Origin of the sequence: Halosimplex halobium, from assembly GCF_051414055.1 — an archaeon.
Lineage (GTDB): Archaea > Halobacteriota > Halobacteria > Halobacteriales > Haloarculaceae > Halosimplex > Halosimplex halobium.
Genome location: NZ_JBLKNX010000009.1, coordinates 116238 through 129713 on the forward strand (window position 1 = coordinate 116238; position 13476 = coordinate 129713).

Sequence of the window (13476 nt, forward strand, 5' to 3'; positions counted from 1 at the left end):
CGCGCTCAGGCGGCGGCCTCGAAGGCCTCGCGGAAGTCGTCGGACTTCTCGATGACCCGCTCGGCGCCGGTCTCCAGGGCGTCCAGCGCGTCGGTGTTCTCGTCGGTCTTGATGGTCAGCACAGGGTCGGTCTGGCCCCCGGACTGCTCGGGGTTGACGTCGTAGGTCGCCGCCGTGATCCCCTCGGTCTCCAGCAGCGCGCCCTTCAGCACGTTCATGAACGTGTGGTCCTCGCCCGCGATCTCGATAGAGATCATCGTCGGCTCTTTCTCGATGACCCGCAGTTCCATACACGTGTCCAGCCCCCTCGCGCGCATGAAACTTACGTTCCGGGCGCCCGAGCCCCGCTCCCGCCACCTCGGGAGGAGCCCGAACACACGTTCCCGGCCCCGCCGACGGGAGCGGTCAGACCACAGCGTACACCATCAGCAGGCCGAAGTACAGCAACACCAGGATCGCCAGCGCCTTCAGCCGGAAGCGCCCGAGCTGACCGGACTCGGCCTCGTAGGCCTCCTCGTAGGCCGCCCGTTCGTCGTCGGTGATCGCCGCCTCGTGGGCTCGCCCGCGGTGCAGCGCGAGCAGCCCCTCGGACTCGAAGGGGCGCCCGCAGTACTCGCACTCGGCGGCCGTCTCGTCCGGCGGCACCTCGTATGCGATATCGTCGGCTTCGGGACCGTCCGGTACCTGGGTATCATCGCTCGCCCCGGCGGCGTCGGTGGGTGGTTGCTCGGTCATGTGAGGTAGGGGAGCGGCACGTCCGGTCGGGTGACGATCCAGAGGCTGGCCATCGTGTAGAAGACCATGACGGCGATGAACGGGTACTGGCTGCGGATCGCCTGCAGGCGACCCGGGAACAGGTCGAAGGCGGTGACGTGGGCGGCGAGGATGGCCAGGAGGTGACCGCCGAGCACGCCGGCGATGGCGACGCCGCCGAACCAGCCGGGGACGACGACCAGCGGGGGGTTCACCGTCGCCGTCGGCGCGGTCACCGCTGCCACCAGAGCGGGGATCAGCGAGAGGAAATAACCCAGGAAGTGCGCGACGTGGTAGCCGGCGGCGATGGCCAGCAGCGGCGGGGCGAACCGGCGAGCGAGCGTCTCGCTCGCGACGTACGTGGGCGCCGTGCGGCGGGCCAGCCGGGCGGCGAGCAGGTAGACGCCGAGGAAGAGGACGAACCCGACGACCATCGCGCCGGGGTACAGCAGCGGGATGGGGTAGCCCAGGTTCACCAGCGAGCGGGCGAGCCACCGCCAGGCCGGCGTCGCGACGAAGCCGTCGAAGGTGGTCACCCAGAGGACGGCGACGACGAACGCCGCCTCGTCGACGCCCGCCAGCCGGTCGCTCGTCAGCGCCGCGCCGGGGACGCGCAGGGAGAGCGACCCGTCGGCGTCCCGGCCGACCGGCGCGACGGCGCCGTAGTAGCGGAACACCCGCGAGACGGGGTCGGCCTCGCGGAACCACGTCTCGGTCCCGTAGACGACCGCACCCGCGAGCGTCACGACGGAGTAGGCGACGACCGTAATCGCGAGGACGCGCGGCTCGTCGGCCAGCGGGCTCACGACCTCGACCCAGACGAGCGCGAGCAGGCCCGCGACGCTCGGCCAGGCGCCCAGCGTCCAGCGGTACTCCCGACCCAGGTCCGGCAGCGGCCCGGCGATCGCCCGCCAGGGGTTGACGGCCGGCCAGGTGTTGCCGACGAGGTACGTGCTCATCGCGAAGCCGGCCCACCACCCCGCCCAGACGATCACCACCGCGGGGTTCGAGAGGGGGTCGGTCGGGCCGACGAACCCGGTGACGACGATCCCGGCCAGCGCCGCGACGCCCAGCGCCCCGGCGGCCCACCGGAGCGCGGTCGGCGCCGGGAGCGCGAACCGCTTGCGGGTGTCGACCAGCCAGTCCAGCGCCGACCGGTCGGTCGCGAACGACGCTAGCAGGAACGAGGCGCCGACGACCGCGCCGCCGGTCGCCAGCATCAGCCACGTCGGCACGGTCAGCGACTCGCGGGCCGACCCGCCCAGCGACCCGCCGTGGGCCAGCACCGGCCGCGCAGCGAGCGCCACCGCGAGCGCGCCGGCCAGCGCGAGCGCGGCCGCACGGACGGCATCGGTCGTCGGAGTCCGTCGGTCCATCCGTCGGGAGTTAGACCCCCCTCCCGGTCAAAGTATCGAAGCCCGGCCGGGCGGGCGGCCCTGCCCGCGACCCGCGACGAACACGTTCGGAGGGCGCGTGAGATCCGCTGGACGCCGGTGGGCTGGGACGGTTTGGGAGGCTTTTTGGTGCTGCTGGCGCAAGCCGGTAGTATGAGTCTCGCGGACGATACGTCAGAGGACCACGGGGACCACGGCGGGCACCACCTGCCGGCGGTCGAGGACTGGCCGCGCGGGTTCGGCGAGGCCAGCTGGTGGCCGTTCGTCACCGCCGTCGGCGCGGCGGGCATCTACGTCGCCGCCGCGCTGTTCGTCCTCGGTCGCGGTCAGGAACCGCTCGTCGACCCGATCTACGGCCCGGCGGCCACCGTCGCCAGCGTCGGCCTGTTCCTCGTCGGTCTCTACGGCTGGCTGTACCACGCGTTCGTCGTCAACTTCTGGGAGAAGGGGACGGACGAACACGGCGCCGGGACGCTCCGGCTCGCGATGATACTGTTCCTCGGGTCGGAGATCGCCACCTTCGGCGCCGGGTTCGTCTACTACTTCTTCATCCGCGTCGGCACCTGGTCGACGGACACCTTCCCCGACCTGGTCGGGAGCCTCGTCCTGGTCAACACGGCCATCCTGATCGTCAGCAGCTTCACGCTGCACTTCGCACACACCGCGCTCCGGAAGGGCAACCGGACCCGGTTCCTGCAGCTGCTGGGGCTGACCCTGCTTCTGGGCGTCGTGTTCATCGGCGGCCAGGTCTACGAGTACTACGAGTTCATCGTCCACAAGGGCTTCACCCTCACCGGCGGCGCCTTCGGTTCGGCGTTCTACGGACTGACCGGCCTCCACGGCCTCCACGTCTCGCTCGGGGCCGTCCTGCTGGGCATCGTCTTCGTCCGCGCGCTCAAGGGCCAGTACTCCGCCGATCGACACACCTCCGTCAGCACCGCCTCGATGTACTGGCACTTCGTCGACGTGGTCTGGATCTTCCTCGTCGTCGTCCTCTACGTCGGCGCCGAGATCTAGAGTTTCAAGACCGTTTCTCCCCATCACGGGATATGGAGCCGCTCGACGTCGAGGACAGTTTCGACGTACACGAGTACCGCCACGGCCTGAAACTGAAGAGTCAGGACCGGGCGACGATGCACCTCGAAAACCGCGAGGGGTTCGCCTGCCCGGCCTGCGGCGACGCCTTCGAGGCGCTGTTCGTCTCCGAGAAGCGCGAGAACACGTTCGGGAACCCCGGCGGCCCGTTCTGCGTCGTCCGCACCGACGACCAGGTGCTGTTGCTCACGCACTGACGGCGGTGTGGTTCGTCCCCGGCTACGCTGACGCCGGTGTGTCTGGTCCCGGCTACGCCGGCTTCGGCTCCCAGACGCCAGCGACCAGCAGCGCCAGCAGGACGAAGTACGTCGCCAGTCCCCAGCAGGCCGCCGCGACGAGCCACGCGCCGGCGGTCCACACCGCGAGCGCGGCGCCGGCGACGAGCGCGAGGGCGCTGCCGACCTGCACCGCGGGCCGCTCCCACAGGTCCGTGGCGGGCGTGTCGGCGACGAACAGCGCTTCGACGGCCAGCGCAGCACCGATACCCGTCGCGACGGCTGCAGGTCGAGTCAGCAGCGGCAGCGACCCCGTAGCCGCGAGGACGGCGAGCAGGACGGCGGCGCTCGCCGCGGCGAGCAACGCGTCGCGTGTCGTCGACTGCACGGGCGATCCGCGGGGTCGGGGAGAGATAGGGATTGCGCCGCTCAGGTCGTGAACCCGGACTCGGCGTCGTGTTCTTCGAGCACCCACTCCAGTTCCTCGATGGCCCGGAGGATCGCGACCTCCGCCTCGTCCTCCAGCTCCGAGGTCGGCGGGTCCGTCCTGTCGTACGCCTCTTCGAGTTCGGCGATCCGTTCCCGGATGTCGTCCTCTGACCGCATATCCCGATCCACCGACCCTACCCGCTTGATGCTACCGGTCGATCGGTCCGACCCGGCGGAGTCACGACTCGCCGGCCTGCGTCCGAGAGAAAGAGCCGGTGGAGGGATTTGAACCCTCGACCTAATCCTTACGAAGGATTCGCTCTAGCCAGTCTGAGCTACACCGGCGCGTTCGGTGGCTCCGTTTCAACGTACCGCCGATAACCGCAATAAGGATTGCGAATCGGGCCGGCTCTGTGAGGCAGTCACTCGGGCCGGCTCTGTGAGGCAGTCACTCGGGGCGGCGCAGTCGCACGTCCAGACAGATGTTCAGCTCGTGCGGGGCGTACGACCGCACCGTGTGGCGCCGCTCGACGGTCACCTCGTACTCCGGTTCGGCCGCCTCGCGGACGGCGCGCTCGCCGGGGCCGTAGGGGTCGTCCTCGTGCTGGATGTCGTAGTAGTGGACCACGCAGTCGTCGCCGGCCAGTTCGACGGCGGTGTCCAGAAACTCGTCGGCGCTGTGGGGCAGGTTCATGACGAGCCGGTCGGCCCAGTCCGCGTACTCGCCCGCCACCTCGCGCACGTCCCCGCAGATCGCCGTCACGCGGTCCGCGACGCCGTTGCGGCGGGCGTTCTCACGCAGGTACTCGATAGCGTCCTCGTTGATATCGACGCCCACCGCGGTCGCGCCGCGCTTCGCGAAGGGGACGACGAAGGGGCCGACCCCGGCGAACATGTCGAGGGCCCGTTCCCCCTCCCGGACCTGTTCGGCGACGCGGTGGCGCTCGGTCGCCAGCCGCGGCGAGAAGTACACCGTCGCCAGGTCCAGGGCGAACTCGCAGCCGTACTCGCGGTGGACTGCCTCGGTGCTCTCGCCGGCCAGGACCTCCCAGTCGCGGACCCGCTCGGTCCCCTTGACCTTCGAGGCGCGATTCACGACCGTCTTCACCGGCAGCGCCGACTCGACGACGGCGTCGGCCAGCGCCCGCGCGCGCTCGGGGTCGTCCTCGTCGACGATGACCACGTCGCCCAGCCGCTCGTATGAGGGGTCGAACGCCAGCAGGTCGGCGGGCATCGTCTGCGTCTCCCGCGCCTCGACCTCCCGCGTGACGACTTCGAACTCCTCCGGGACTGCCGCGGCGTCGGTGACCGGCACGTAGAGGGAGCCGTCGGCGACCTCGATCTCGTAGTCCTCGGCGACCAGGTCGGCATCGGCCAGCCGGCGGCGCGTCGCCTCGCCGTCCTCGCGCGGGACCCGAACGCAGGGGACTTCCATACCCCCGGTAGGTCGCCGTCGCGCGGTAAGCCTGACGCTTCCGTCGTCGCCGTCCGCCGTCCCGGGCCGCCGGGACCGTCCGCCGCGGGGGTCGCCGGCTCGCCCCGCGCCGCTTCGCGGGACTTAATCGGTTCGCCGCCGGAGGGGCCGTATGCTCACCTTCGTCGGACTCGGCCTCTACGACGAGCGGTCGGTCACCGTCGCGGGCCGCGACGCCATCCGGTCGGCCGACCGCGTCGTCGCCGAGTTCTACACCAGCAAGCTCGCCGGGGCCACGATCGAGGCCCTCGAAGCCGCCCACGACACCGAGATCGAAGTGCGGGACCGCGCCGGCGTCGAGCAGTCGCCCGACGACATTCTCGACGACGCCGCCGACTCCGAGGTGGTGTTCTGCACTGCCGGCGACACGATGATCTCGACGACCCACACGGACCTGCGGCTGCGCGCCCACGAGCGGGACATCGAGACGCGCGTCGTCCACGGGACGACCGCCCAGGCGGCCGCGAGTTCGCTCACCGGGCTCCAGAACTACCGCTTCGGCAAGGCGACGACGCTCCCTTTCGAGCGTTCCCACGCCGGCGACGACCTCCCGGCGAGCGTCGTCGACACGGTCGAGGCGAACCGCGAGCGGGGACTCCACACGCTCGTCTTCCTCGACATCGACGCCGCGAACGAGGACTACATGCCCGCCGACCGGGCGGCCGCCCGCCTGGCCGACGCCTACGAGGACACGCTCGGCGTCGTCGTCGCCCGCGCGGGCAGTCCCGACCCCGTCGTCCGCGCCGACCGGCTCTCGACGCTCGCCGGGGAGTCGTTCGGCGACCCGCTGCACCTGCTGGTCGTTCCCGGCGACCTCCACCTCATGGAACGGGACGCCCTCGCCGCGGTCGGCGGCGCGCCCGACGCGCTTCTCGAAGAACTAGTCGTCTGAGCGGGTGCCCGCCCCCGCACCGACCTCCGGGTCCCCCTCGGCGACGGCCGGGTCGAGGTCCAGCGCGGCCCGCAGGTCGTACTCCGACCCCGTCACGACGAACAGCAGGTCCTCGACGACGGTCAGCACCTCCGGGAGCTCGCGGACGACGAGGTAGGTGATCCCGACCAGCGCGACCACCGACAGGCTCTGGGCGACGATGCGGTCGATGACGATGTACGAGACCTGCCGCGGGTCCGACAGCCCGAAGACCGACATGATCAGCTCCGGGAACAGGTGGAAGCGCTGTTCGCCGAACCCGACGGCGATCATGACGTTGCGGCCCAGGTTCAGGGCGTAGATGACCGGCAGCGACACCGCGAGCGCGCGGAGTTTCCGGGCCAGCGGCGCCTCGACGGCCGCGATCAGTCCGGCGAAGATCGCCATGCTCCCGATCCCCGTGCAGGCGATGACGATCGTGTAGAAGATCGGGCTCTCCCCGTCCGCGAAGACGAACGTGTTCTCGTAGAGGTGATGCTTCTCGCCGACGATGTAGCCGTCGTACGCGATGACCTGCTGCCCGTCGACGACTGTCTCGTATCCCGTGACGAGCTCCGGGTTCGATCCGACCAGCGAGATCAGGACCGCCGTCTGGTCGGTGACCGTCTCGACCAGGAACTGCCGCAGTACGGGGATCGACTCGAACGGGAAGAAGACCACCCCCATCAGGAGGATGGCCCGCGAGAGGACAAAGAGCGAGTCGCGGCCGGACCACAGCAGGTAGCCGACGTAGAGGGAGGCGGGGACGGCGACGAGCGTCCCGACCCCCTCGATGACGCTCCGCTGGACGACGGCGAAGTGGTAGATGAGCGTGAACCAGAAGACGCCGAACAGCACCCAGGCCGCGACCCCCGCCAGCCGGGCGTGCTCGCGCCGGTCGGTCGCCTCCAGGACGGCCGTCACGAGAAACGCCCCGAGGACGAGCCACGCGAGCGGGTCCGAGAAGCGCGTGGCCCAGTCCAGCCCCGAGAGAACGGCGTCGAGCATCGGTTGCTCCAACGTAACGGTATCGGGAGTATATGCTTTGTCGTTGCGTGCCCGGCGCGCACACGGGCGGTCGCGGGCTCGGAGTGTGCCCGGAGCGTCTGCGACGGACTCCAGACCGGCGAGCGGGACGGAGCTGTCGCTGACCGGGTAGCGTCCGAAAAAATGTCGAGCGGTTAGGGGTCGGGCGTCAGCCCGATAGTGCTACCTTATTCGCGACGGCGCGCCGCGAGGAGCGCAGCCGCGAGCAGGGCGATGAGCGAGACGGCGACACCGAAGCCAGCACCGTCACCGGTGGTGGTCGGCGACGGGGTGTCCTCACCGTCACCGCCGTCGGCCGGCTCGTCCGTCGGCGTGGCCGTCGGCGTGGCCGTCGGCGTAGCCGTCGGCGTCGGCGTGGCCGTCGGCGTGGCCGTCGGCGTAGCCGTCGGCGTCGGCGTAGCCGTCGGCGTGGCCGTCGGCGTAGCCGTCTCGATGTCCAGCGAGACCTCGGCGCTGTCGGTCACTGCGCTACCGTCGGCAGTGTACGGCGCGTCGGCCTCGGGGAAGTCGTACAGGTTGTTGGAGTTGTCGTCGAGGTGCGGCATCGCGACCAGCGTGGTGGTCCCGTTGACCGGCTCCTCGAGGTCGACCCGCACGTCGGAGTGCTGGCCGGCCTGGAGGTAGCCGCTCACGCCGATCACGTCGCCGCTGGCACTACCCTCGTGGATGGCGATGAAGCCACCGTCCGAGAGCGTGACGGAGTCGACGACGACTTCCTGGTTGCCCTCAGCGACGGCCTGGTCACTGAAGGTGACCGAGGCGGTCGGCTGGGCCAGGATGACACCGCTGTAGGTGCCGTCACTGATGCGCTCGCCACCGCGGCGGACCGCGACAGTGAAGTTGATGTCCGAACCGCGCTCGCTGAAGTCACCCGTCGCCGCGAACGTGCGGTCCTCGGTGACGTGGGTGTTCAGCGTGGTCAGGAACGGACTCGTGTCCGACTGACTGTTGATGCGGAGGCCGAGCTCCGTGCCCGGGGCGACGTTCGTGTCGCCGCGGATGGTCTGACCGACCTGGTTGCGGATGACGACCTCGTCGTCCGCGTTGGTGTCGAGCGTCGCCTCGGCGAGCTCGTACGTCCAGTCGGAGCCGACGGTGCCGGAACCGTCGCCGCCGATCTGCGGACCGACCGAGCTGTAGCTCCGGAAGCGGAACGAGGCGTTGTACTCGATACCGTCCTCGAGCTTGTTCTCGTCGACACCGCTCAGATCGACTGCGATGTAGTAGGTGTCGTTCTGGTAGTCCGGGAGGACGACCGTGTTAGTCGTATCCAGGTCGAACCGTTCGCGCGGCTGGTTCGGGCCGGGGTTCAGCTCGGCGAAGCTGGCGTTGAAGACGCCGTCAGGGCCGACCTCGCTGAGGAAGGCGGCCGTCTCGTTCGCACCACCGGCGGTGCGGTTCTTGAGGACGCCTTCCAGACCGGACGCGCTGATCTGGTGGACGATCAGCTCGTTGCTGGCCACCAGGTCGGACTGCGTGAGGTTCCCGTCGATCGGGTCCTCGTTGTTGTCGGTGTTCTCGTCGATGAACGTGAGGTCGACCTCGTCCTTCTTGCCGGACGGGACGACCCACACGTTGCTGCTCTCGGTCGCGCGGGCGTTGATCGACACCGCGCCGACCGCGTCAGCGTCGACTTCGGTGAAGTTGAACTCGCCGTCGTTGATGAGTTCGGACTGGTCCTCGTCGTTCGCGACGACCGAAAGGTCGTACGACGCGGGGTCGAGGATGCCGTTACCCGCGAACTCGAGGCTGGAAGCGTTGGGCGCTTCCGTATCGTTCTCGAAGACACGGACGGCCTCGACGAAGGAGCCACTCTCGCCACCGAAGTTGGTGACGTTGTCATCACCCTGCGCGGTGAAGATGTGGTCGCTCTCGCCGGTGCCGGCCATGTAGGTGTTCCATTCGAGGACGACCTCACCGTCACCGTCCTCGTCGGCGACCGTCACGTTCGTGACGTAGCCGGTCTCGGATTTGTCACCGATGGCGACCGTCGCCAGAGCGCCCTCCTGACTGTCGCTCAGCTGGATGGGGATCTCGACGACGTCACCGCGTTCCTCCTCGAAGACGCCGCCACCGAAGGAGGCGGAGTCAGCGGTCGGGAACTCGTCGACGGAGAACTCGCCGGCGGTGACGTCGATGCCGGTCTGGACGTCGGTGACCGTCACCGTGTAGTCACCGGCGTCGAGGGAACCGGCGTCGTAGCTGTAGTCGGCGTTGACGATCTCGCCAGCGTTGTCGAGGCTGGCGCTCTGGTACTGGGTCGAGGGACCGTCGACGGTGACGGCCAGTCGCGAGTTACCGCGGATGGCGTCACCGCTGACGTCGACCTCGACGTCCTCGTTGTGCTCGAAGAGGTTACCGTCCTGCTCGAGCGATGCCGAGAGGTCGAGCGAGTCGATCGTGATGTACCGGACCTTGCGGTCGCCGGTGGCCGGGACGTTCTGAGCCTGGCTGGTCGGGTTGTACACCAGTCGGTAGGTGGTACCCGAAGACAGGCGGTCCGTGTTGAAGACGTACCGCGAAGTGTCCTCACCGGTCGACCCTTCCAGGATCGTCTGGTTCGTGTCGGCGTTCTGGAAGAGGAACGGCGTGTTCTCGCCGGAGTTCGAGGCGTCGATGGTTATCGGCGTCCCGGCGTAGACACGCTGGGCGGTGTCCTCGGAGTTGTAGGCGTTCCCGCTGTGCTGGAGAACGGCCGCCGAGAGGTCAACCGTGATGTTCCCGGTGTCGTACCGGAGGTCGTCCGATTCCGGACTCGAGAGGTTCTGGATGTTGACCTTCACCTCGTCGGCGGGACTGAGGTCCTCCCATCCGTTACTGGCGGGGAGGACGATCTCGCCGGCGGTACTGCTGTCGACCGTGGCGAGGTCGTTGTCAGCGGCCGAGTCCGTGCTGTAGTTGACGAACTCGGAGTCACCGGCCGTCCGGACGTAGACTTCGACGTCCTCCGGTCGGATGGCACCGGTGGAGTTGTCCGCTCGAACCGTTTCTATCGTGCTACTCGTGTTGAACTCGACTGTGATGTCGTCGAGGGACTCCGTAGCGCTCGTTACGCCAGGGTCCGTATTCGCCGCAGCAGCCGTTCCCGCGAACGCGATGGAGCCTCCGAACACGGAGACGACCATCAGCATCGTCAGGAACAAGCTACGCAGCTTGTCGTTGGTTCCTGTCATAGTTTGTTGGATCTTCTGTCAGCGGCCACAGCAGCTTTCCGACCACGCGGACACGCGACCATCAGTCGGCCGCGCCGAACCGCCAGTGGTGTACTCAATACTGCAGCCATGGGTAGGGGTACGGTAGGAACCACCGGCGGATGTAATAAATGCTTTGTGGTCATAGCCGAGGGAGGAACGACCCCCTCACGCCGCATATCGGCCCGCAGAACCCGTTTGTGACTGTTTCACGTGCCCTCGGCACGTGTCAGACGCCTGTCCCACAGGCCGCCGACGAGGGGGTGTATTAAATACCGAAATACGGGAGTACGCCGTGCTTACCGCGCCGGAGCGCGGCGCGGTCGCCGCCGCTGTCGGCCGACGGGTCCCTGCGACGTGACGATCTCGACTTCGTGACCGTCCGGATCCTTCGTGAACGCGTAGTTGTCGTGCGCCCACCTTTTCCCCTCGGGTGTCCTCGCTCGCGCGGCTCGCTCCGGGCACCGCTCGCGGCAAAAGATGGGGCAAAAAGCGGCCGATCACTCCGTTCGCGGCCGTACTGCCGTCTACGACGTGACGATCTCGACCTCGTGACCGTCCGGATCCTTCGTGAACGCGTAGTTGTTGTCGCAGCTCTCGGGGTCGCGGTAGTCCTCGGCCTCGCGGGTCATCAGCTGGTCCCACCCCTCGTCAAGGTCGTCGACGCGGACGGCGAGGTGCCCCCAGGCGTCGCCCAGTTCGTACGTGCGCCCGTCGTAGTTGTAGGTGAGTTCGACGGCCATCGCCTCCTCGGCGGCGCCCTCGGGCTTGACGAAGTAGTTGGCGAAGCTGTCGGCCTCCCAGCGGCCGGTGTGCTCGTACTCGAACTTCCGGGTCCACCAGCCGAGGTGTTCGTCGGCGTCCTCGACGCGGATCATCGTGTGGTCGATGCTCCAGCGGGCGCCGAAGTCGCGCTCGACGATCTCGATCTCGTGGCCGTCCGGGTCTTTCACGAAGGCGTAGCCGGGGTTGTCCTCCGGCCGGCGGTAGTCCTCGACGCCCTCGTCCATCAGCTCGTAGTAGGCGTCGTGGACGTCCTCGACGCGGACGGCGATGTGGCCCCAGCCGTCGCCCATCGTGTACGAGCGGCCGTCGTGGTTGTAGGTGAGTTCCAGCAGCGCGCCCTCCTCGTGTACGTCCACGGGGCCGAGGAAGACGTTGGTGAACGTGTCGGCCTCCCAGCGGCCCTTCTCCTCGTAGTCGAGGTGTGTGGTGTACCACTCGAGTGACTCCTCCAGGTCTTCGACGCGCATCATCGTGTGATCGAGCGTTCCGTCCATACGCGATCGGTGGGAAGCCAGCTAGAAGAGGATACCGAACCCGGCACTCAGGGCCGACTCGTCCAGGCCGCGAGCGCGAGGAACGCGGCCCCGAGCGGGTAGGCGACCGTCCGCAGCCGCGGCGAGGAGAACCCGACTGCGGCGTAGCACACGTCGAACGCCGCCAGCGCGAACAGCCCCGCGGTGACGCGGCGGTCCTCCCGGTCGATCCGGGCGAGCGCGGCGCTCGCGACCCCGGTACCGTACAGGAGCGAGGCCGTCGGCCAGGCCAGCAGCGCGGTCGGGATGTCGCGCGTGTACACGAAGACGTAGTGGTAGACCGACGTGACGGCGCCGGTCCCGGGGGAGACCAGCGCGAGGGAGTGGACGAGGCTGACGCCGCCCTCGTAGGGGATCACGAGCCACGGGACGAGCCCGGCGGCCAGGACGGCGAGCCCGCGGCGGTACCGGAGGAGCGCGCGCCGGTGGCGGGCGAACGGCGCGACAGCCCCGGTGCGTTCGGTCATCGCGTGGTGAGGATGCGGAGCACGTCCTCGTCGGCGAGTTCGTGGTCCTTGCCGACCTGCTGGTCGTCGTGTTTGGCGCTGGAGCCGGAGACGCGGGCGAAGCGGAACCGCTCCTCGAACTCGCCGCCGAGCTTCTCGCAGGCGTCCGCGACGGTGTCGCCCTCCCGGAGGATGAGCGGCTCCTCGTAGTCGACGCCGCGGCCCGGTTTGTCCATGTAGATCCGGATGAGTCCCAGCTCCTCCCAGATCGTTTCCTTGAGCGCGTCGAGGCCCTTCCCCTCCTCGGCGCTGATGAAGATCGCCTCCTCGGGGTCGATGTCGTACTCGCGCAGCTGGTCGTGGACGGTGTCGAGGTAGTCGGGCTCGATGAGGTCCGCCTTGTTGACGGTGACCAGGGAGGGGAGGTACTCGCGGTTGTCCATCACGCCGTCGAGCAGGCGGTCGATGTCGACCTGCTCGCCGATGTTGACGTTGGCGTTGACGTACCCGCGCTCGCGCAGGACGCTCTTGATGGTCTGCTCGTCGAGGTCCAGGTCGACGCTGGACGTGACGCTGATGCCGTCCTTGTGTTTCTTCCGGACGGAGACGTTGGGGGGCTCGGTGTCGAGGCGGACCTTGTTGTTGTACAGTTCGTCGTAGAGACGCTGGTACTGGTCGATCTCGAACACCGAGAGAACGAACACGACCAGGTCGGCGGTCCGGACGACCGAGAGGACGGCCTGGCCGCCGCCGCGCCCGTCGGCGGCGCCCTCGATGAGCCCGGGCACGTCGAGGATCTGGATGTTCGCGCCGTTGTACTTGAGCATCCCCGGGTTCACGTCGAGCGTGGTGAACTCGTAGGAGCCGACCTCGCTCTCGGCGTTGGTGAGGGCGTTCAGCAGCGTCGACTTGCCGACGCTGGGGAAGCCGACCAGCGCGACGGTGGCGTCGCCGGTCTTCTCGACGGCGTAGCCCCCGCCGCCGCCGGCGGAGGTCTGGTTCTCCAGCTTCTCCTTTTTCTCCGCGAGCTTGGCCTTCAGCCGACCGATGTGCTCCTCCGTCGACTTGTTGTAGGGCGTCTCGGCGATCTCCTCCTCGATCTCGCGGATCTCCTCTTCGAGCCCCATTACCTGTGGGTCGGCAACCGGAACCGAAAAAGGTGTTCTTCCGCCCCGGTGGCGACCGGCCGGCGACGACGTGCAA

General features: G+C 68.6%; 14 protein-coding genes and 1 tRNA gene. 3 read left to right on the forward strand and 12 right to left on the reverse strand.

What is annotated here, in order from left to right; all coding sequences use genetic code 11:
- Positions 1 to 5: 5 nt before the first annotated feature.
- From ACMGFG_RS10955 to ACMGFG_RS10965, 3 genes are all read right to left on the reverse strand, one after another.
- Entirely contained in the window at positions 6 to 290 is a 285-nt protein-coding gene (locus tag ACMGFG_RS10955; protein WP_135364048.1) for a DNA-directed RNA polymerase subunit L, read from the reverse strand.
- A gap of 115 nt (positions 291 to 405) precedes the next feature.
- Complete coding sequence (locus ACMGFG_RS10960) at positions 406 to 735, reverse strand: DUF7410 domain-containing protein (protein ID WP_436930374.1); 330 nt, start codon at positions 733 to 735, stop codon at positions 406 to 408.
- On the reverse strand, positions 732 to 2129 hold the full coding sequence (locus ACMGFG_RS10965; RefSeq protein ID WP_436930375.1) for a hypothetical protein: 1398 nt from the start codon (positions 2127 to 2129) through the stop codon (positions 732 to 734). Before ACMGFG_RS10965 ends, ACMGFG_RS10960 begins: the two co-directional genes overlap by 4 nt.
- A gap of 171 nt (positions 2130 to 2300) precedes the next feature.
- Between ACMGFG_RS10965 and ACMGFG_RS10970 the strand changes: the two genes are divergently transcribed.
- Together ACMGFG_RS10970 and ACMGFG_RS10975 are read left to right on the forward strand one after the other, a co-directional pair.
- Positions 2301 to 3164 carry a cytochrome c oxidase subunit 3 gene (locus ACMGFG_RS10970; protein ID WP_436930376.1) on the forward strand — a complete coding sequence of 288 codons (864 nt, stop codon included), beginning with the start codon at positions 2301 to 2303 and terminating at the stop codon, positions 3162 to 3164.
- Positions 3165 to 3196: 32 nt separating this feature from the next.
- Positions 3197 to 3439 (forward strand): DUF7385 family protein, encoded by a 243-nt coding sequence (locus ACMGFG_RS10975; RefSeq protein ID WP_436930377.1) that lies wholly within the window; start codon positions 3197 to 3199, stop codon positions 3437 to 3439.
- A gap of 52 nt (positions 3440 to 3491) precedes the next feature.
- Here ACMGFG_RS10975 and ACMGFG_RS10980 read toward each other — a convergent pair whose 3' ends face one another.
- The 4 genes from ACMGFG_RS10980 to ACMGFG_RS10995 all read right to left on the reverse strand — a co-directional run bounded on the left by ACMGFG_RS10980 (position 3492) and on the right by ACMGFG_RS10995 (position 5321).
- Positions 3492 to 3845 (reverse strand): hypothetical protein, encoded by a 354-nt coding sequence (locus ACMGFG_RS10980; RefSeq protein WP_436930378.1) that lies wholly within the window; start codon positions 3843 to 3845, stop codon positions 3492 to 3494.
- A 41-nt stretch (positions 3846 to 3886) separates the two neighbouring features.
- On the reverse strand, positions 3887 to 4063 hold the full coding sequence (locus ACMGFG_RS10985) for a hypothetical protein (protein WP_436910105.1): 177 nt from the start codon (positions 4061 to 4063) through the stop codon (positions 3887 to 3889).
- Positions 4064 to 4156: 93 nt separating this feature from the next.
- Positions 4157 to 4231: transfer RNA gene (locus ACMGFG_RS10990), tRNA-Thr, on the reverse strand.
- A 103-nt stretch (positions 4232 to 4334) separates the two neighbouring features.
- Positions 4335 to 5321 (reverse strand): class I SAM-dependent methyltransferase, encoded by a 987-nt coding sequence (locus ACMGFG_RS10995; RefSeq protein ID WP_436930379.1) that lies wholly within the window; start codon positions 5319 to 5321, stop codon positions 4335 to 4337.
- Between the two features lie 151 nt (positions 5322 to 5472).
- Between ACMGFG_RS10995 and dph5 the strand changes: the two genes are divergently transcribed.
- A complete protein-coding gene (gene dph5, locus ACMGFG_RS11000; protein WP_436930380.1) occupies positions 5473 to 6252 on the forward strand; it encodes a diphthine synthase in 780 nt (259 codons plus the stop codon).
- Here the strand turns inward: dph5 and artA are convergent.
- From artA to ACMGFG_RS11025, 5 genes are all read right to left on the reverse strand, one after another.
- Positions 6241 to 7278: an archaeosortase A gene (gene artA / locus ACMGFG_RS11005; protein WP_436930381.1), complete on the reverse strand. Its 1038-nt coding sequence runs from the start codon at positions 7276 to 7278 to the stop codon at positions 6241 to 6243. The two genes, dph5 and artA, sit on opposite strands and share 12 nt — an antisense overlap.
- A gap of 206 nt (positions 7279 to 7484) precedes the next feature.
- Positions 7485 to 10490, reverse strand: coding sequence for a DUF7282 domain-containing protein (locus tag ACMGFG_RS11010; RefSeq protein ID WP_436930382.1), 3006 nt, complete (start codon positions 10488 to 10490; stop codon positions 7485 to 7487).
- A 545-nt stretch (positions 10491 to 11035) separates the two neighbouring features.
- On the reverse strand, positions 11036 to 11788 hold the full coding sequence (locus ACMGFG_RS11015) for a VOC family protein (RefSeq protein WP_436930383.1): 753 nt from the start codon (positions 11786 to 11788) through the stop codon (positions 11036 to 11038).
- Between the two features lie 47 nt (positions 11789 to 11835).
- The gene (locus ACMGFG_RS11020; RefSeq protein ID WP_436930384.1) at positions 11836 to 12294 is read right to left on the reverse strand and encodes a TIGR04206 family protein; all 459 of its coding nucleotides are present in this window, start codon (positions 12292 to 12294) and stop codon (positions 11836 to 11838) included.
- The gene (locus ACMGFG_RS11025; RefSeq protein ID WP_436930385.1) at positions 12291 to 13400 is read right to left on the reverse strand and encodes an OBG GTPase family GTP-binding protein; all 1110 of its coding nucleotides are present in this window, start codon (positions 13398 to 13400) and stop codon (positions 12291 to 12293) included. Before ACMGFG_RS11025 ends, ACMGFG_RS11020 begins: the two co-directional genes overlap by 4 nt.
- Between the last annotated feature and the right edge of the window lie 76 nt (positions 13401 to 13476).

Coding starts and splice junctions, on each gene's coding strand:
- ACMGFG_RS11025 (WP_436930385.1), bottom strand. CDS start 13,400: ATGGGGCTCGAAGAGGAGATCCGCGAGATCGAGGAGGAGATCGCCGAG.
- ACMGFG_RS11015 (WP_436930383.1), bottom strand. CDS start 11,788: ATGGACGGAACGCTCGATCACACGATGATGCGCGTCGAAGACCTGGAG.
- ACMGFG_RS10970 (WP_436930376.1), top strand. CDS start 2,301: ATGAGTCTCGCGGACGATACGTCAGAGGACCACGGGGACCACGGCGGG.
- ACMGFG_RS11020 (WP_436930384.1), bottom strand. CDS start 12,294: ATGACCGAACGCACCGGGGCTGTCGCGCCGTTCGCCCGCCACCGGCGC.
- ACMGFG_RS10985 (WP_436910105.1), bottom strand. CDS start 4,063: ATGCGGTCAGAGGACGACATCCGGGAACGGATCGCCGAACTCGAAGAG.
- ACMGFG_RS10960 (WP_436930374.1), bottom strand. CDS start 735: ATGACCGAGCAACCACCCACCGACGCCGCCGGGGCGAGCGATGATACC.
- ACMGFG_RS11010 (WP_436930382.1), bottom strand. CDS start 10,490: ATGACAGGAACCAACGACAAGCTGCGTAGCTTGTTCCTGACGATGCTG.
- artA (WP_436930381.1), bottom strand. CDS start 7,278: ATGCTCGACGCCGTTCTCTCGGGGCTGGACTGGGCCACGCGCTTCTCG.
- ACMGFG_RS10955 (WP_135364048.1), bottom strand. CDS start 290: ATGGAACTGCGGGTCATCGAGAAAGAGCCGACGATGATCTCTATCGAG.
- ACMGFG_RS10965 (WP_436930375.1), bottom strand. CDS start 2,129: ATGGACCGACGGACTCCGACGACCGATGCCGTCCGTGCGGCCGCGCTC.
- dph5 (WP_436930380.1), top strand. CDS start 5,473: ATGCTCACCTTCGTCGGACTCGGCCTCTACGACGAGCGGTCGGTCACC.
- ACMGFG_RS10975 (WP_436930377.1), top strand. CDS start 3,197: ATGGAGCCGCTCGACGTCGAGGACAGTTTCGACGTACACGAGTACCGC.
- ACMGFG_RS10995 (WP_436930379.1), bottom strand. CDS start 5,321: ATGGAAGTCCCCTGCGTTCGGGTCCCGCGCGAGGACGGCGAGGCGACG.